Source organism: Tolypothrix bouteillei VB521301, from assembly GCF_000760695.4.
GTDB lineage: Bacteria > Cyanobacteriota > Cyanobacteriia > Cyanobacteriales > Nostocaceae > Scytonema > Scytonema bouteillei_A.
Window position 1 is genome coordinate 4,328,845 of record NZ_JHEG04000001.1, and the last position, 17,561, is coordinate 4,346,405.

Annotated in this window: 16 protein-coding genes; 6 read left to right on the forward strand and 10 right to left on the reverse strand. The window is 40.5% G+C overall.

Going from position 1 to position 17,561, the window contains the following annotated elements; translation table 11 throughout:
- Positions 1-46: 46 nt before the first annotated feature.
- Positions 47-223 (reverse strand): hypothetical protein, encoded by a 177-nt coding sequence (locus HC643_RS41425; protein WP_237265898.1) that lies wholly within the window; start codon positions 221-223, stop codon positions 47-49.
- 6 nt (positions 224-229) lie between these two features.
- Positions 230-718 carry a tetratricopeptide repeat protein gene (locus tag HC643_RS17255; protein ID WP_082051720.1) on the reverse strand — a complete coding sequence of 163 codons (489 nt, stop codon included), beginning with the start codon at positions 716-718 and terminating at the stop codon, positions 230-232.
- Positions 719-923: 205 nt separating this feature from the next.
- Here HC643_RS17255 and HC643_RS17260 point away from each other — a divergent pair, with 205 nt between their 5' ends.
- On the forward strand, positions 924-2,261 hold the full coding sequence (locus HC643_RS17260) for an AAA-like domain-containing protein (RefSeq protein WP_038083808.1): 1,338 nt from the start codon (positions 924-926) through the stop codon (positions 2,259-2,261).
- Between the two features lie 55 nt (positions 2,262-2,316).
- On the opposite strand, the gene HC643_RS17265 is transcribed toward HC643_RS17260, so the two are convergent.
- The 6 genes from HC643_RS17265 to HC643_RS17290 form a co-directional block, all read right to left on the reverse strand.
- A complete protein-coding gene (locus tag HC643_RS17265) occupies positions 2,317-2,898 on the reverse strand; it encodes a Uma2 family endonuclease (protein ID WP_038083805.1) in 582 nt (193 codons plus the stop codon).
- A gap of 658 nt (positions 2,899-3,556) precedes the next feature.
- Positions 3,557-5,164: a DHA2 family efflux MFS transporter permease subunit gene (locus HC643_RS17270; RefSeq protein WP_050045904.1), complete on the reverse strand. Its 1,608-nt coding sequence runs from the start codon at positions 5,162-5,164 to the stop codon at positions 3,557-3,559.
- Positions 5,165-5,196: 32 nt separating this feature from the next.
- The gene (locus HC643_RS17275; RefSeq protein WP_038083802.1) at positions 5,197-6,474 is read right to left on the reverse strand and encodes an MFS transporter; all 1,278 of its coding nucleotides are present in this window, start codon (positions 6,472-6,474) and stop codon (positions 5,197-5,199) included.
- Between the two features lie 148 nt (positions 6,475-6,622).
- A complete protein-coding gene (locus HC643_RS17280; protein ID WP_137986312.1) occupies positions 6,623-8,140 on the reverse strand; it encodes an HlyD family secretion protein in 1,518 nt (505 codons plus the stop codon).
- A 146-nt stretch (positions 8,141-8,286) separates the two neighbouring features.
- Positions 8,287-8,754, reverse strand: a complete 468-nt coding sequence (locus HC643_RS17285) for a MarR family winged helix-turn-helix transcriptional regulator (protein ID WP_038083798.1) — start codon at positions 8,752-8,754, stop codon at positions 8,287-8,289.
- Between the two features lie 73 nt (positions 8,755-8,827).
- Entirely contained in the window at positions 8,828-9,742 is a 915-nt protein-coding gene (locus HC643_RS17290) for a glycosyltransferase family 2 protein (RefSeq protein ID WP_038083797.1), read from the reverse strand.
- Positions 9,743-9,980: 238 nt separating this feature from the next.
- Between HC643_RS17290 and HC643_RS17295 the strand changes: the two genes are divergently transcribed.
- Genes HC643_RS17295 through HC643_RS17305 form a run of 3 tightly spaced genes read left to right on the forward strand, consistent with a single transcriptional unit; the run spans position 9,981 to position 13,517 of the window.
- Entirely contained in the window at positions 9,981-11,738 is a 1,758-nt protein-coding gene (locus HC643_RS17295) for a hypothetical protein (RefSeq protein WP_038083796.1), read from the forward strand.
- A gap of 19 nt (positions 11,739-11,757) precedes the next feature.
- Positions 11,758-12,891: a TPM domain-containing protein gene (locus HC643_RS17300; RefSeq protein ID WP_137986313.1), complete on the forward strand. Its 1,134-nt coding sequence runs from the start codon at positions 11,758-11,760 to the stop codon at positions 12,889-12,891.
- 59 nt (positions 12,892-12,950) lie between these two features.
- Positions 12,951-13,517, forward strand: coding sequence for a Uma2 family endonuclease (locus tag HC643_RS17305; RefSeq protein WP_038083795.1), 567 nt, complete (start codon positions 12,951-12,953; stop codon positions 13,515-13,517).
- A gap of 15 nt (positions 13,518-13,532) precedes the next feature.
- Here HC643_RS17305 and HC643_RS17310 read toward each other — a convergent pair whose 3' ends face one another.
- Together HC643_RS17310 and HC643_RS17315 are read right to left on the reverse strand one after the other, a co-directional pair.
- Positions 13,533-14,321, reverse strand: coding sequence for a hypothetical protein (locus HC643_RS17310; protein ID WP_038083794.1), 789 nt, complete (start codon positions 14,319-14,321; stop codon positions 13,533-13,535).
- Positions 14,322-14,340: 19 nt separating this feature from the next.
- Positions 14,341-16,071 carry an ArnT family glycosyltransferase gene (locus tag HC643_RS17315; protein WP_050045906.1) on the reverse strand — a complete coding sequence of 577 codons (1,731 nt, stop codon included), beginning with the start codon at positions 16,069-16,071 and terminating at the stop codon, positions 14,341-14,343.
- Positions 16,072-16,188: 117 nt separating this feature from the next.
- Here HC643_RS17315 and HC643_RS17320 point away from each other — a divergent pair, with 117 nt between their 5' ends.
- Both HC643_RS17320 and HC643_RS17325 read left to right on the forward strand, forming a co-directional pair.
- Positions 16,189-16,836 carry a class I SAM-dependent methyltransferase gene (locus HC643_RS17320; RefSeq protein WP_038083792.1) on the forward strand — a complete coding sequence of 216 codons (648 nt, stop codon included), beginning with the start codon at positions 16,189-16,191 and terminating at the stop codon, positions 16,834-16,836.
- A 173-nt stretch (positions 16,837-17,009) separates the two neighbouring features.
- Positions 17,010-17,522: a hypothetical protein gene (locus HC643_RS17325; RefSeq protein WP_038083958.1), complete on the forward strand. Its 513-nt coding sequence runs from the start codon at positions 17,010-17,012 to the stop codon at positions 17,520-17,522.
- Positions 17,523-17,561: the final 39 nt, after the last annotated feature.

Genomic DNA, 17,561 nt, shown 5'->3' on the forward strand with positions numbered 1-17,561 from the left:
TATATAATTGGGTACGTAACGGCAAATACGTCACCTACCCTACAATCTATTTCGATCGCTCGTTTAGTTTTGATAATTCATTTGTTACTTCCTCCAACATCTGTTGATATCGAGGATCTTGGAAACCACTTCCGAAAGACCCCTGTAAATATTCCTGAAGCAATTTTTCTGCTGCTTTATAATCTGCGATCGCACTTTCTCTATTTCCTAAATCCCGGTACATATTCCCTCAGAAAAAGTAGGCATCAGCAGAAGAAGCAGTTCCACTAATGAATTGAGTCAAATCTGAAATTGCTTTCTGTTTTTCACCTAACTTTTCATAAGCCCTAGCCCTGTTCCAGTAGGCAACATCACTAAAACCCAATCTACCTGTATTTTGCCTAATGACTTCAGTATAATCTTCTACTGCAGCTTTATAATTCCCAATTGCAGCATAAGCATTTGCACGATGATAATAAGGTTCTTCAGCTTGTGGATTGAGCCGAATTGCTTCGGTGAAAGAAGAAACTGCAGCTTGTGAGTTTTTTTCGCACTCCTGTTGAAAATGTCCCATGCTTGTGAAGTCAGCTACTGTATTAAGATATAGTGGCTTAAGAGATTTGCAGGCATCTGAATTCTCAGAGGCTAGGATTGGTGTAATCATTGGCATTGAAAAACCTAGCAGCAGAATAGATGATGCACAAGCTAATAAAGAAGGTATGGGTAAGGCAAATTTCATAATTGTGTAATCCAGACGGGGTTTCGGTTAAAGTAGAACTAGTGTTTGCAGGTTGCACCTCGAACCTTATTGCTACTAATCCCATGTAACCTTGACAGCACTTGAGTTCGCATAGGAGTATATCGAGTACGTATCGACTTTGTAATGAGATTGAAGATTTTACAATTTTGCCAAATCAATAAATCTAGCAGTTGTCATCTCAGAAATGCCACGTTCAGTTAGAGTACGTTCTGAATTCATAACAGAGGTAAAGTCGGCGCTACCGCGTAATGGATACATTCGTCAAACCGATTTAGCTGAATATTTGCAAATATCTCAGTCTACTATCAGTAGTTTTCTTAATGGCAGACCTGTTGATTACCTTAATTTTCGAGAAATCTGTCGGGCTTTAGGGCTAGAATGGCAAGATATTGCTGACTTAACTACTGATTTAACGGTGGAAAGTGGAAAAGATGTATTTTTATCACCATTAGCACGCACCATAGAGGAAAATCACAAAGAAACTCAAGAAATATCTTCATCCCAATCTCTAGAGCATCCATCCGGGCTAGTACCATTAGATTCGCCATTTTATATCAAGCGTTCCCCAATCGAAGAACGATGTAACGAACAAATTCACAAACCTGGTGCCTTAATTAGGATTAAAGCACCCAGACAAATGGGGAAAACTTCTCTTTTGGCAAGAATTATTGATAAATCGCATTCTCAAGGAGACTGTGCCGTCATATTGGATTTCCAACTTGCAGCACAGCAAATTTTTGTCAATTCAGATAAATTTTTTCGGTGGTTTTGTGCAAGTGTTGGTTTAGCTTTAAATATCCCGAATCAAATTGATGAATATTGGGATTTAGCAGAAATTGTGGGTAGCAGTATGGCGTGTAAAGCTTATTTTGAAGAGTATTTACTACCAACAATTAATAAACCGCTAACCCTTGGTTTAGATGAGGTTGATAAAGTTTTTGAATATTCAGAAATTTATCGAGATTTTTTTGGGCTGCTACGCGCTTTACACGAAGAAGGCAAACGGCGAGAAATTTGGAAAAAACTGCGATTGGTCATTGTACATTCTACAGAAGTTTACGTACCTCTTGATATTAATCAATCTCCATTTAATGTAGGTCTATCTGTAGAATTGCCAGAATTTAACAATCAACAGATTTTAGATTTAGTTCAGAGGTATCAACTCGATTGGGATGAAACCGAAGCTGACAAATTAATGATGCTAGTGGGTGGACATCCATTTTTAGTGCGTCTTACCCTTTATCACATTGCCAATAGAAATGTGACTTTAACCCAGATACTAGAAAATCCTACGAGTTCATCAAGTATTTATGCAGAGCATTTACGTCGCCAAACTTTAATTCTGACGCAACAACCGGAATTAGCAGATGCGATGAAAGATGTAGTTCACAATAACTCTACCAAAATATCGACAATCAATAAATTTAAATTACATAGTATAGGACTGGTCAAATTGCAAGGAGATAACGTATTACCACGCTGCAATTTATATCGTCACTATTTACAAATATATTGGTCTTAAACAGTAAAACGGACGAAACTTTCCCTCCCTTTACAAGGGTAGAATAACAGCTGAATTATTTACTGATTGGAGCGTTTAAAGTTACATCTTCATAGATTGCTGCTATAGGACAACGAAAATCAACGCTTGCTAAATGCACTTCTTCGTCTTTTTCAAACGGAATAAGTTCCCAACGACCTTGCTGATTGCGACGGAAACACTCTACAGCCATTGCGTCTTGGGAAATAAGGACATATTCTTGAAGTGTTTCTAGATGTCGGTAGTTAGCAAACTTTTTACCTCTGTCTAATGCTTCTGTTGAATCCGAAAGTACTTCTACAATCAAGCAAGGAAACTTTTTCAAGTATTCAAACTCTCTATCTCTAGCATCACAAGTGACCATCACATCAGGATAGTAGTAGCAATTTAAGGCTTCAATTTGTGCTTTCATATCAAATGCGTAAACACGACAACCTGTACCCCGGAGATGATTTCGTAAGAGAAATGATAAGTTTAGACTGATGGTAACGTGAGCATCACTTGCTCCTGCCATTGCAAAGACTTGCCCATCAATATACTCGTGTTTGATCTGACTGGATTTCTCAGCTTCTAAATATTCTTCTGGTGAAATATAGTATTCAAGTCTGCTAGTAACCATCTCAGTACTTTATTTATCGTAATTTAGTAATCATTATAAACCGATCGCACTATGACATGAAGGCTGAAGTCTGAAGGCTAAAGGATGAAAGTAAAGGCTGGCACCGTCAACTTTCGCGTGATTTATAATGGTCGCCTTATTTACGCTGACTTGTACTATAGCAATCCTATTTAATTTGTAAAAGACACGTAGGGTGGGCATTGCCCACTTTAGAATGCTGAAAATTTTTTATAAATGGCTTAGCATTGCTATAGGATCTAAAAAAGAGATAATAATTGAGCCGAATAGAACTTGCAGCTAGGGAACAGCAAAAAATAAATTATCCCAAATCAGAAATCAACGTGTAGGGGCGCAATGCCTTGCGCCCTTACGATGGGATGATTTTTTTATTGGAAGTCCCCCAGACAAACAAAGCCAAGCTATTAGCTGAAATTACCCAGTTGTTTAAGCTTCACAATCCAAAATCCGTAAATCCAAAATCCGTAAATCCAAAATCGGTCAATCCAAAATCTAAAATCCAAAATCCGTAAATCCAAAATCGGTCAATCTAAAATCTAAAATCTAAAATCCAAAATCGGTCAATCCAAAATCTAAAATCTAAAATCCAAAATCCAAAATCGGTCAATCCAAAATCTAAAATCTAAAATTCAAAATTCTATTAATGCGCTACAGCCCCACCCGTCGGCTTAACTTTTTTAATAAATAAAATCGCAATCCCACTCAACAATAAAGCAATACCAATAAAATAGAAACAATCGTTAAAAGCCATAACAAAAGCTTCACGACGCACAATCTTATCAATGGCAGCTATTGCTTGGTTTTGTGCTGTCTCTAAATCCACACCGCCACGATTGGCAAAATATTGAGCGAGCTGGTTAATTCGCTCTTGAGTTGCAGAACTATATATAGACACCGACTCCCCCAATCTATTGGAATGAAATTGTTCTCTATTAGTTAATAAAGTTGCTAATGCTGCAATTCCTACAGAACCACCTAAATTCCGCATCATATTGAATAAACCACTTGCAGAACCAGCATCTTTAGGGTTTAATCCTGCAGTAGCGATTGAAGTTAACGGTACCATAATCAGTGGTTGTCCCATGGCACGCACAAGTTGCGACCATCGCAATTGATCTAGCCCTGTTTGATAAGTCATCCTAGCGTTCATAAAGACACTTATAGAAAACAAAGCTACACCTACAGCCACCATTAACCGCACATCAATACGTTGCATAAGCTTGGGTATAAAGGGAATAATAAATAATTGAGGAATTCCCGCCCAAATGAGAACTTCACCGATTTGCAGGGCATTGTATCCTTGAATTTGGGCGAGATAGAGTGGCAAAATATAAATTGACCCGTACAATCCCACACCTAAAGAAACATTGACAACACTTGCTAATCCAAAGTTACGATATCGTACCAGTCTTAAATTAATAAACGGTTGTTTGCGAGTTAATTCAATCCAAAAGAATAACGCCACAAAAATTGCTGCTATGATACTTAGGCGGACAATCAAGGCTGAGCTAAACCAATCTTTCCGACTCCCTTCTTCTAGCACAATTTGCAGTGAACCCAAACCAATTGCCATGGAAACAATTCCCAACCAATCACCTTGCTTGAGCAATTGTAGTTGGGGACGTTCTTGTTTAATTCCATACCACACCCCAGCCAGCATTAACAAACCGGGAAAGACATTTATATAAAAGCTATACTGCCAGCTGTAATTTTCTGTTAACCAACCACCTAATGTTGGACCAATAGATGGTGCAAAAACTGCTGTAAGTCCAAAAGCAGCCAGACCGATGGGTTGTTTGGATGGAGGCAAATATGTTAGTACAACGGCCATAGCCGTGGGAATTAACACTCCTCCAGTGAAACCTTGTAAGGCTCGGAAAACAATCATAGAGTTGAGATTCCACGCCCAAGCACAAGTTATGGAAAATAAGATAAATAGGGCAGTGTTAACTAATAAATACCGTCGTAGGGAAAAGACACGAGACAGCCATCCCGTGAGGGGTATCACTACAATTTCTGCCACAAGATACGCCGTAGAAATCCAAGAACCTTCTTCTAGAGTTGCTCCTAAAGTTGCCTGGATTTCTTGTAAAGAAGCATTGGTAATCTGAATATCCAGTACTGCCATAAAAGCACCAAGCATACTGGCTAATACGCCTATCCAGGTTCTTAAGGGGATTTGTTGATTGGAGGGAGATTTGGTAGAACCCCGATTGCCTCCATTGCCAACTGCATTTGTATTAGTCACAGCAGGACTCCAGAGATTTTTTGAAAATTGAATTATTGTTTGGCACTGACTGCAATACCTTTTTCAATAAAAATTGGGTGAACCAATTTCCTTAAAGCGGGTAACTGTTTGGCAAAATATATGGAACCTAAGATACAAACTATACCATCAATAATTAAAGTTGTAGGAGCACCGATTTGACGAGCTAATGCACCTCCTACTAAATTACCAAAGGGGATTGTGCCTAAAAATGACATTGTGTATAAGCTCATGACTCGTCCGCGCATATTTTCCCGAACAATAGTCTGTAGAACTGTGTTGCTACTGGCAATTTGAATAATTGTCCCCAAACCAACGAACAGCATTGTTAGCAACGAAATTGGAAGTATGCGCGAGAAGGCAAAGGCAATTAACCCAATCCCTAAAACAGTCGGACCTAAAACAATCAGTTTTCCAAGCCCTATGACGGTTTTTCGCGTTGCTAGATAAATACCACCACTTAATGCTCCAACTCCCGAACCAGCCATTAAGAAACCTAAAGTTTCTGCACCACCTTTAAGAATTTCTTCTGCAAACACTGGGGCAAGAACAGTATATTGCATTCCAAAAAAGCTGACTAAAGCTGATATTAGTAAAATAGCTCGAATGGGTGGAAAACCAAAAGCATAAGCAAATCCTTCTTTGATTTCTACTAAAGGATTGCCATGAGTTGCCGTCATCCTTAAAGGCTTAATTTTCATTGCCAGTAAAGCTATAATGACTGCAATATAACTCAACCCATCAATGAGAAAACAGTAAGCAGTCCCAACTCTGGCAATTAGCAATCCTCCAATCGCCGGACCAATTAACCTCGCTCCATTAAACATGGTTGAGTTAATGGCAATAGCATTGGCTAAATCGTCTCTACGTTCCACTAACTCCGGTACAAATGCTTGTCTGGCTGGTGCATCAAAGGCATTAATAAATCCTTGAAACAAACTTAGAGCAATAATGTGCCAAATTTGGATAGTACCGGTAAATGCTAAGAGCGCTAATGCCAAAGACTGTATCATTGCCAGTACTTGCGTACCGATGAGAGTGTGATGACGGGAAAAGCGATCGACAAATACCCCACCAAAAGGAGTTAGAAAAAAGCTAGGAATTTGACTGGTAAAGCCGACAACACCTAACATAAAAGCGGAGTTTGTTAGATCGTAAACCAGCCAAATTGTAGCTAGTTGAGTCATCCAAGACCCAATTAAAGAAATGCCTTGTCCGGTAAAAAATAATTGGTAGTTTCTTGACTTTAATGCAGGTGGCAGTAATTTGCCTATGGGCGATCGCGTATTCATACAAGGGTTGTTTTATACCTGTCTTGTCTCTTCATAAATATCATCAGACTCTCACCCTAGCCCCTCCCTAAGGGAAGATATGAATGATGAATGCTGAATGCTCGAACCTTCAATTCATAATTCATAATTCATAATTCATAATTCATAATTATTTCACTGTTACGCTAACGTCTGCAGACATTCCTGGCGTAATTCGTGCTTCATAGCCTTTTATACTTTTTGGCTCGAAAACAATTTTGACAGGAACGCGCTGCACAATTTTAGTAAAGTTACCTGTGGCGTTATCTGGTGGTAAAAGGGCAAATTGAGCACCTGAAGCAGGAGAAATACTATCAACATGACCCACAAAAGTATGATGGGGAAATGCATCTAGCTTAATTTCTACTTCTTGTCCCGGCTTCATGTCTTCTAATTGGGTTTCTTTAAAGTTGGCTACGAGCCAATATTCGTTGCTCACAATCGCCATCAGTGGCGTACCTGCTTGTATCCGGTTCCCAACTTCTACCGTTTTGCGCCCTATGTGTCCGCTCGCAGGAGCCGTGATGTTGGTGTAAGACAGCTGCAATTGAGCATCTTTCAAAGATGCTTCTGTTTGGGCTATGGCTGCTTTTGCGGCTTCAAACTGGCTGCGGTTGACTGTAGTTTGTTTTCCACTTGCAGTCGCTTGTTGCAAGCCTCCCTTCGATGCGGCTAATTTCGCTTGGGCGCTGACAACGCCTTCTTGCGCTTGTGCTAGTTGAGATTGTGCTTTGGCTACGCCAACTCTTGCTGCTGCGAGTCTCGCTTGTGCTTGTTGCACTGCTTGAGTAGCCGCGCTCTTCTGTGCGGAAGCAACATCATAGGCTGCTTTTGCTGTATCTAATTGTTGGCGAGCAATTGCGCCTTGTTGATATAAGGTGTTGTAACGGTTGTAATCAGCTTGGGCTTTCTGTAAATTCGCATCTGCTTGTGCTACCTGTGCTTGGGCTGTGGGAACTCCTGCTTCAGCGACTTTGACTTCTGCTTGTGCTGCAGGAATTCCTGCTTGGGCTTCTTGCACTGCTGCAGTAGCAGTGGAAATCGCTGCTAATGCTCCACTCACATCTCCTTGTGCTTGAGTGGTTTTAGCTGTGGTTGTTTCTGAAGCCAGAGCAATGTTTGCTTGTGCGGCTTCTGCTTGACGGCGGGCATTTTGTAATGCTGCGGTTGCTTGCTGCACTTTGCTCTGATAATCTCGGGGATCGAGTTTTACTAACAATTGTCCCGGTTGCACTAACTGGTTGTCATTCACCAGAACTTGACTGACTGTTCCGGGAATACGACTGCTAACTTGGTGAATGTGTCCTGCTACTTGGGCGTTGTCTGTTTCTTGATGGCTGGACGCATACTGCCACCATCGATAACCAAAACCGCTTGCTGCGATCGCACCCACACCCAATGCTGCCAATATCAATCCCATTGGCTTCTTCTGTTTTGAGTTTTCTGGTGGTTGCGGTACGGTTTCTTGATTTTCTTCTTCTAATGGAGTATTGACACTCTTTTCTGGAATCAGTACTGCGGTTTCTTCATTTGCAGTTTTATCTGCTGTCGCGGCTTCGAGTGTCTCTAGATCTTTGACGAGTTCTGGTTCTAAAACTACTGTTTTATGTCCGTTACGTCTGTTTCCGTTATCGTTTGTGAGTTTCATGATGACTGGGCTTCCCTGATAGATTGAAAGTAAATTTTTGTAAATTGCTTAGAGTACGTAATATTTGCTTAGAGCTTGTTTATTTAGAATACGTAATATCTTAAAAGAAAAATTTAAATCTGGTATCACCCATTCAGGTGATTCTTTTATGAAAGATTGTCAATTGCCTTACTCAGTAATTGGGAAAATAACTCGCGATCGGCGTAGGAAATACCGCGCATCGCTTGCTCGCGAATTTCAACTGCTATAGGTGGTAACACAGTTTCGAGTTCCTTACCTGCGTCGGTTAACCAGATGCGCCAGATGCGGCGATCGCGAGAATCGCGTTCTCGACGAATCAATTTTCTTTCCTCCATTCTATCCAGGACACCAGTTAACGTACCGCCGACTTGTTGTAGTTTATCCCCTATACTAGAAGTCGGTAAACCGTCTTCTTCCCACAGACAACACAGAACAACCCAATGAAAGGGTGTCAAGCCAAACGGTTCCAAATGTTCTGTAAACTTGCGAGCAAGGAGTTGTGAAAGAAGTTTAATGCGGTAGCCCGTGCCATAGGGAGCACGAACTTGCTGCCAAGACGCCAAATCTTGAGAATTATGTGGTTTGGGAACCATACTCAATTATTTAGTGTACGTAATATTATTTTGCCATATTATCATTAATTAGCAAAAGCTAGAAAGAGGATGCTTACCCTTTCCCACTACGCTTGTCAATCATATCAGCCAATAAAGCAAACATACCCAGTTGAGTAGCAGCAACAAAGAGAATCAAAGTACGCTCGGTTAAATCGCGTCTAATAAAGATATCTTGACAAAGTGTAATCAGAAAAGCTGCGAAAAACAACCCAGCAACAGGTAAAAAGACACGTAATGGAGCAAAATACACTCCTACACGCAGAATGAGTTGCACAAAACGTAAAGTATCTTGAACGGGTTTGATCTTGCTCTTACCAACCCGATGATGGTAGTCAATCGGGACATAATGAACGATGTAGTGATTGGTGAGCATCGCCAGTGTAATGGTGGTAGTAAAGCTGAAGGTATCAGGTAGGATATTTAAAAATTCCTCAACAATGCTTTTACGGAACACCCTTAACCCACTATTCAAGTCAGGAATGCTCGTCATGGAAATCCATTCTGCAAAACGGACTAAAAACCACTTTGGGATTTTACGGAGATTTGAGTACGTGACATTGTTCCCTATTCTAGCTCCAACAACCATATCAGCCTGGTTAGTAAGAGCTACTAGTTCTGGAATCCGCTCGTTAGGATAAGTCCCATCAGCATCAGTAATGACAATCAGGGGATACTTAGCTTGACGAATTCCTGATTTTAAAGCTGCACCATACCCCCGATTTCTGATATGTTCTATGATACGAATATCACTGTGGGAGCTTAAAATATCACCAGTCTCATCTGTAGAGCCATCGTTAACCACAATAATTTCGTACTGACAGCGAGCTAAGTTAAGGGTACGGTGCAAATTACTTAATGTTGCTGCAATACTTTTTTCTTCGTTATATACAGGCAGAACAAGCGAAAAAGCTGGACATACAGATTGTGTAACTTGAGAATCTTTACCTATTTGCGTGTCTGACTGCATAATGATTTCTGAAAAGCACTATGTATATAACTTTGTTCATTTAAGCATAGGAAAAGCTAATTCGATAGTCAACAGAAGTATGAAGCCCAGCCCTTAAATTAATTTAGAGAGCTTGAAAGAACTCCAAAAAGCATTGATTTTCCTCTCCAGATTTATCTGTATCTGTTATCTTTTATTAGATCGAGAATGAAACATTTTTTTTTCATCCTTTATCCTTCATCCTTTATCCTTTGCAAAAATGGCAGTGACTGACACGTATTATCCATTTACCGCTTTAACTAAAAAAACGAAAATTTCTACAATTTTTTGGTTGACTCTCAGTATAGCTGTGGCAACTGTTTATAGTGTAATTGCTGTCTTACCAACCTTTCAACATCAATATATCATTCAAGATGATGCCAGACAACATATTTTTTGGATGCAACGATTTATCGATAATCAATTGTTTCCCAAAGATTTAATAGCCGATTATTTTGAATCCATTGCACCACACGGTTACAAAGCTTTTTATCAAATACTAGCAGTAGCAGGCATTAACCCAATTTTAGTTAGCAAGATTTTACCAGTCTTGCTGGGTATTATGACAACTGTGTATTGCTTTGGTATTTGTGTAGAAATCTTGCCAATACCACTCACGGGTTTTCTCGGTACGTTGATACTGAATCAAAGTTTATGGTTGGGAGACGATATCATTTCAGCAACATCTAGAGCTTTTTTATATCCTTTTTTCTTTGCATTGGCTTACTATCTACTAAAACGTTCGTTATTGCCATGCCTTGTATTTCTAGCACTGCTGGGCTTATTTTATCCTGGGTTTGTGCTGATATCTATTGGCGTTTTAATTTTGCCAATTTTTAAGTTTGACAATGGTTTACTGCGATTATCTAGAGAACCTAGCGATTATTGGTTTTGCGGATTGGGGATAGTGGTTGGATTCGGAAGCCTCCTCCCTTATTTTTTGAATGCTTCGCCATTTGGTTCCTTGATCTCTGTGAAAGAAGCCAGAACATTACCGGAGTTTCTTTCATCAGGAAGAATGAGCTTTTTTCATGATGACAATCCATGGCGCTTTTGGTTGAGTGCAAGCCGTGCTGGGTTGAGAATATCGTTTAATCCATCGATAGTTTTTCTAGGAGTGTTTTTACCTCTGTTATTGCGATTGAAATCTCGTTTCCCACTCGCCCAACAGGTAAGTAAGAATATTTATCTACTGATTCATCTAATAATTACTTCCTTATTTTTATTTTTTGCAGCTCATATTCTGCTGTTCAAACTGTATCTTCCAAGCCGATTTACAGTTCATAGTTCTAAAATTGTTCTAGCTTTAACTACTGCGATCGCACTCACGTTAATATTAGATGCCATTCTTACCACAAATCGGAAACGCAAACTTTTAGCAATATTTTTAATATTGATAATCAGTATATTTACTGTTTTTTATCCCAATATTTTCTGGAAAAATAAGTTTCCAACTAAGAGTTATGTAATAGGTCAAACAACAGGGTTATATCAATTTCTTCAACAATCTCCTAAAGATACAATTATCGCATCTTTGGTAGGAGAAGCTAACAACATACCTAGTTTTGCTCAACGTCCTATTCTAGTTGGTAATGAGTATGCAATTGCCTACCATGTTGGTTATTACCGCCAATTTCGTCAGCGATTAGCTGATTTAGTTCGCGCTCATTACAGTTTTGATCTAGCAGATGCCCAAAATTTGATTAAAAAATATGGTGTAGATTTCTTCTTAATAGATACAAGGAAAACAGTGTTTTCTCCCGAATACATAACAAACACAAAATGGTTGCGGCAGTACCTATCACCAAAATTGCCAGATGATATGCTAGCAAAATTGATGAGAGAAACATTAGAGAGTTTGCAAAAAGGAACAGTTCCCGCTTTATCTAAAGTGGTGCAAGATTGTACTGCGTTTAATGCTGGAGAATCAATATTGTTAGACGCGGGATGTGTTGCCAAAAAAAAGAATTCTGATTAATAGCAATTCTATCAAAAAGATGTTTAAAAAAGCTCTGTCGTTAGCTTTAAAGTGTACTTTAATTTGCTTTGTGCTTTGCTGTATTTCTGTACCCGCACAAGCTATTACTATCCGAGAAGTTCCCAACCCTCATTTATACAATCAAGGTTGGGTGACAGATATGGCAAATTTACTCAACCCGGAAACCGAAGAGCAGTTGAATCAAGTTCTATCTGATTTGGAGAAAAAAACGGGAAATGAAATAGCTGTGGTGACAGTCACAGAAACAGCGCCTAGTTCCAGCCCAAAGCAGTTTGCAAGAGACCTTTTTTATCGCTGGGGACTTGGCAAAAACGGAAAAACCTACGGTGTGTTATTTTTAATTTCTAAAAATGACCGCAGAGTAGAAATTAAAACTGGCGTAGGAACTCCATCAGTTTTACCTAACAGGCGTGTTAAGGAAATTATTGAGTTAGAAATCATTCCTCAATTTAAATTAGGGGAATTTTCTTCAGGGATAGTTGCGGGAACACAAGCACTTGTTTCTTCTTTATCAGATCAGAAATCTCTTTATCTGGAGGATATTGCTGAGTACCATCCAGAAGCAATTTTCTTTGGATTGATAGGAGTTGCTGTCATAGGAAGTGCGATCGCGATCGCACTAGCTCTCCGCCATCCTTTACTTGCACCCAATGGTCGTTCTCGGGTGTACAAAACTGAAAAAGATGAAGTAGCAAAATGCACTCAATGCCGACAGCCCATGACAAAAATAGACTCATTATCACTGATTTCTTACCTTAGCAAACCAGAGCAAGCTGCTCAAACATTAGGTAGCGTTAGTTTTGAGGGATGGCGGTGTCCAAAATGTTATCCCAACCCTACTGAAACAGGAGTTCACATACGTGCTTATGCACCTAAGAATCGTCAATTTACTATGTGTCCCACCTGTAAGGAATTGACAGTAGAACGTACATCACAGATTTTGCAAAGAGCCACTACAGCCAACAAAGGTCAAAAAATAGTGACTGAAAAATGCTATTGTTGCGACTATTACAAGGCAGATGTCATAACAATACCTGCAATTAGTTCGGATTACTCTAGTGGTTTTGATGGTGGAGGTGGTAGTTCCGGCGGTGACTCTGGAGGTGGAGGTGGAGATGGCGGTAGCTGGTAGGTAAAATGAGAGCAGATAAATTTCTGTAAGTGAAAGCGTCAGTAACCACAAGGGGTTCCATGCAGTCAGCCACCACCTATCCAGTCCGTTGGACAACTTATGACTTGGAAATTTTTGAGGGCGATCGCGTCAATCGCTACGAAATTATTGACGGAGAATTGTTTGTGACCAGAGCACCCGATTGGAAGCATCAAGCTGTTTGCATCAATATTGGAACTGTACTGAAGCTATGGTCGGATGAGAGTGGTTTGGGTCAACCTGCAGTTACCCCAGGGATTGTTTTTTCAGAATCAGATAATGTCATCCCCGATATTGTTTGGGTAAGTCAGGAACGTTTGGAAAGATTGCTAGATGAAGCAGGACATCTCACAGCTGCGCCGGAGTTGGTCGTTGAAGTTTTATCTCCAGGTAAAGCAAATGAAAGACGGGACAGAGAAGCCAAGCTAAAGTTGTACTCAGTGCAGGGCGTTCATGAATATTGGATTGTGAACCTTAAAGACCAAACAGTTGAGATTTACCGCCGTCAGAATGCGGTGCTAAAGCTTATAGTTACCCTATATCAACAGGATGAGCTAACCAGCCCAATATTACCTGGTTTTAGCTGCTTAGTCAGCAAGTTTTTTTAGTTTTGGCTTTTGTCCTCAGCCCTCAGCTTTTTTTTTCAGTAAGACTCTACTAACAATCAGAATAACAAGAGCGATCGCTAAAACTATTGCCAAATTTCTGACAGTTGCTTTATCCCAATTTTTAACACCAACAGCAACCAATGCCCAAATAGTAACCCCCGTATAAGCGCTGTCTTGATGCTGAATGGCGATCGCTGTAGCAACAACCGCTGCTACTATCAACAAAATCGACGTCCATACTTCCGCAGAAATTCCCCCTCCATCCCAATTTTGGGCATACAAAGCGCAAGCCACATTCACAATTTTAGCTACACTAATCCATCCCAGATAAATACTAATAGGAAAGTGTACGCACCACTTTTTGATACGAGATACAGGATGTTTACCAATGTCCAATTGCACGTAGGCAAAAATTAGGGGTAGCAGAATCCCTAACATTGCGACTGCTGAAAGCAAAAAGAGTCTACCTAGAAAAAGATATACCCAAATACTTTGTGCTAAACTGGCAACGACCAGTAAATAACCTATATTGCGTAAATCTTGGTCTTGTTTTTGATTGGGAAGAAATTGATAAACTGCAAAGGCAAACAAACCTAGATAGATCAAACCCCATATTGCAAAGGCATAGTTAGCAGGAATAATGAGAACATTTTTAAATAATGTATTAGAAATTTCACCAATACTTAGCCCATTGAGTGGAAAGATATTAGAGATAACATTCACTACAAAAGCGGTCAAGATCGCAACTAGTGTAAGAAGTTGACGAAGAAAATCACGGTCTAATCGGAAGTTAGACTGCTGCATAGTTTTGTTTCAACAATAGCTATTTTTCTTTTAGCTTATCTTTATTCAGAAGTTGAATTAGATTTACCTTTTGCACGGTACCCAAAATACGATAAGGCTGAGATACTGAAGTCATATTTTTTGTAGGAATCCAAGCGTAGCTAGCAGCCGGAAGTTCAGAAACTTTTTGTACCTTCTGTCCGTGATGGGGGGTGTAGAAATTAAGCAAAACAGCAATTTTGCCACCCGTTTGGACAAAATGAACGGGTGAAGAAGACAAAACTTGAGCAATCTCAGGTTGACGAATAAAAGATTTCAAATCTGGGTTATAGTCGCCTATGATACCAGTACTACCAGCGACAGCCAAAGTCAACCAAGCAGGAATTAACCACCCTGCGATCCAATAGCGAACTGTGAAATACTTTTGACCGTAATGGTAACGAGCAATCCAAATTGCAGGCAAAATCAGCCAACCCATTCCCAATACCAATACCATAGCAGCGTACTTGCGAACTTCTGCATCACCGATAGTAAAAGCCACAACACCTGCTATTAAGAGTACAACACCCAATCCACCAAAGGTATAACTGAGATTGCGGGCTAGGGAAGAGGGGGGAACTCGGGGTCCCCTCTGGGGATAGGGGGGAAGGGGGAGAGAGGGAGAGGGGGGGATTCTCTGCGTAGTTTGTCTCGTTCCTTTGTCAGGCTCCGTGACTAATCGAAAATTAGTATATCCTTTACCCAACCAATTCAAACCAACAGCAGCCAGTAAAGCGATGAACGGATAGAGGGCGAGACTGTAGTGAGGTAAGCGAGTCGGGAAAAGAGTCAGTTCCACTAATAAAGTGAGAGGAAAACCAACAAGGATGAGATGGTGGCGAGGAACGGGACGGCGCATAACTACGCCCAAGCCCAGAAGACTCACAAAAAACCAGGGAAATGCTCGCACTGGTAAATTCCAGAAATAAAACTCCAACCCGTTATTATTCCGTTCGCCAGAACTTAAATTAATCACAAAATTGATTAATTCTACAAAACTGTTTTTACCATAGTGTTGAAAGTTGAGCCAAAGCCAGATCCCAGTAGGAATTAAACCCACGGTAAATCCCAAGTACAACATTGGGTTGCTCAGATGACGATGTCGGCGATGCTCCCAAATTAGGTAAGGTAGCAAAGCAACGATAGGTAAGACAATCATGAAGCTTCTGACTAAGAAGCCCAAACCAAAACTTAAACCAGCAAGAAAACTCCAACTAAAGCGGGATCGGGGATGTAATTCTGCTTTTAAGAAAGACCAAATAGCCAAAAGTACCAAGAAAATCGTAGGTACATCCGGTGTACCCAAACGACTGTACTGCAACCAGAGGAATTCGACACTTAAAATCGCAGCAGCTAACCAAGCCACTTTTTTCCCTAAGAGAATTTTGCCGATCTCATATAAAAGTAGTACGCTCAGGATTCCCGCGATCGCACTTGGCAATCGCACGCTAGTTTCATGAATTCCGAACAAAGTATAGGCACTGGCTATTAACCAGTAGGGACCTGGGGTTTTGTGGTGGGGCGTTGACCATGGATGTATCCAGTCTCCTGACTCTAGCATGAAACGCGATCGCCAAGCATAAAGCCCTTCATCGTGTGCCATCAAGCTATCTTGTCCTGAGTTCAAGAACAGTAGCGGAAGTGTCCAAATTAACAAGCTTATATAAGGTAAACTCGGTAAAAACTCGATGAAAACCCTCTTTCGAGCAACAGACTGTGTTTTAAATAACATTGAATCAAAATCAGCCAAATCTTTGTTTGGCTCCTTTAGTTTTTGTATCTATTTATAGAATACGTATTGTGGTATCAAAATTGTTCCACACATAATAACTGACTTGAAAAAACATTTATGCCATTAAAACCAGAGCAACGTGACAAGCTAGACAGTACAGATGACAAGCTGTTTTATGAATACCCCCGCTTCGTGACTCACGTGGATGAAGGTTTTATTCAACAGCTGAGTGAGTTGTACCGCGAGCGACTCAAACCCAACACCCGCATCTTTGACATGATGAGTAGTTGGGTCTCCCATCTCCCAGAAGAGATGGAATTTGACCATGTAGAAGGACATGGGCTGAATGCTGAGGAACTACAACGCAATCCACGGTTAAATCATTACTTCGTACAGAATCTCAACGAAAATCCCCAACTTCCTTTACCAGATGCAAATTTTGATGCTGTACTCAACTGTGTTTCCGTCCAGTACTTACAATATCCAGAGGCAATTTTTTCAGAAATTCACCGCATTCTGAAACCGGGTGGTGTAGCAATTGTCAGCTTTTCCAACCGAATGTTTTTCCAAAAAGCAATTCAAGCATGGCGCGAGGGTAATGAAGCGAGTCGCGTTGCACTAGTAAAAAGTTACTTCTCTTCTGTACCGGGCTTTTCCCCTCCAGAAGTGATTGCACGCCAGTCAACAGCTCCCAATCTACTACAGTGGCTCGGTGTTGGAGGGGGAGATCCATTCTACGCTGTCATAGCATATCGCAATAATTAAAAATAAAGGGGTATTGGGTTTTCCCCCAACCCTTAACCCCTAATCCCCAATCCCTCGTTCCTACCTTAGGGTAGTTGTCCTCAAAAGTTATTAGAAAGTAAATTTTTCAGGTAAACACTACAAGAACGCAGATAATTAATTGCTTGTAGGTTAAGCATATGGAGGAGGCAAAGATGATGTTCCCTCGTGTCCGTAGAGTATTAGTTGCTTTATTGTTATGTTTGTTACTATTTACAACGGGGTGTGCAACGAAAGCCCCCGGACGATTCGATCAAGTACAGCAAGAAAGTAGCAAGCAAAAAAGCGGTCAAGCTGTTGCTAAAGAAGCAACTCAAGGTAGCGAATTTAACAAATTCTTCCCATCCGCCGGTGCGGGTTACCAACGAATCTTCACCCAAGAGAAAAAAGGCTTCGCTGAGGCTAAGTTGAAGCAAAACGGTAAAGATATAGCAATGTTAGCTGTTTCTGATACAACGAGTGTTCCTGGTTCGGCTGCTACCTACTCAAATAGCACCACAAAAATAGCCGGTTATCCCGCTCGTCAATTGGGGAATACTCAAACATCAGTATTAGTTAACAATCGCTATCAAGTTAAAGTAATTTCCCGTGACCCGTCATTCACAGCTAGCGATCGCGAAGCATGGATACAAAAGTTTAACCTTGATGGTTTGGCAAAACTGAAATGAGGCTGATGGCTAATAGCTAATGGCTGATGGCTGGTGGCT

Excerpts from the sequence above, each read along its gene's own strand:
- HC643_RS17265 (WP_038083805.1), bottom strand. The coding sequence starts at position 2,898 with ATGGTTACTAGCAGACTTGAATACTATATTTCACCAGAAGAATATTTA.
- HC643_RS17305 (WP_038083795.1), top strand. The coding sequence starts at position 12,951 with ATGCAGTCAGCCACCACCTATCCAGTCCGTTGGACAACTTATGACTTG.
- HC643_RS17285 (WP_038083798.1), bottom strand. The coding sequence starts at position 8,754 with ATGGTTCCCAAACCACATAATTCTCAAGATTTGGCGTCTTGGCAGCAA.
- HC643_RS17255 (WP_082051720.1), bottom strand. The coding sequence starts at position 718 with ATGAAATTTGCCTTACCCATACCTTCTTTATTAGCTTGTGCATCATCT.
- HC643_RS17295 (WP_038083796.1), top strand. The coding sequence starts at position 9,981 with ATGGCAGTGACTGACACGTATTATCCATTTACCGCTTTAACTAAAAAA.
- HC643_RS17290 (WP_038083797.1), bottom strand. The coding sequence starts at position 9,742 with ATGCAGTCAGACACGCAAATAGGTAAAGATTCTCAAGTTACACAATCT.
- HC643_RS41425 (WP_237265898.1), bottom strand. The coding sequence starts at position 223 with ATGTACCGGGATTTAGGAAATAGAGAAAGTGCGATCGCAGATTATAAA.
- HC643_RS17325 (WP_038083958.1), top strand. The coding sequence starts at position 17,010 with ATGATGTTCCCTCGTGTCCGTAGAGTATTAGTTGCTTTATTGTTATGT.
- HC643_RS17320 (WP_038083792.1), top strand. The coding sequence starts at position 16,189 with ATGCCATTAAAACCAGAGCAACGTGACAAGCTAGACAGTACAGATGAC.
- HC643_RS17300 (WP_137986313.1), top strand. The coding sequence starts at position 11,758 with ATGTTTAAAAAAGCTCTGTCGTTAGCTTTAAAGTGTACTTTAATTTGC.
- HC643_RS17280 (WP_137986312.1), bottom strand. The coding sequence starts at position 8,140 with ATGAAACTCACAAACGATAACGGAAACAGACGTAACGGACATAAAACA.
- HC643_RS17310 (WP_038083794.1), bottom strand. The coding sequence starts at position 14,321 with ATGCAGCAGTCTAACTTCCGATTAGACCGTGATTTTCTTCGTCAACTT.
- HC643_RS17315 (WP_050045906.1), bottom strand. The coding sequence starts at position 16,071 with ATGTTATTTAAAACACAGTCTGTTGCTCGAAAGAGGGTTTTCATCGAG.
- HC643_RS17275 (WP_038083802.1), bottom strand. The coding sequence starts at position 6,474 with ATGAATACGCGATCGCCCATAGGCAAATTACTGCCACCTGCATTAAAG.
- HC643_RS17260 (WP_038083808.1), top strand. The coding sequence starts at position 924 with ATGCCACGTTCAGTTAGAGTACGTTCTGAATTCATAACAGAGGTAAAG.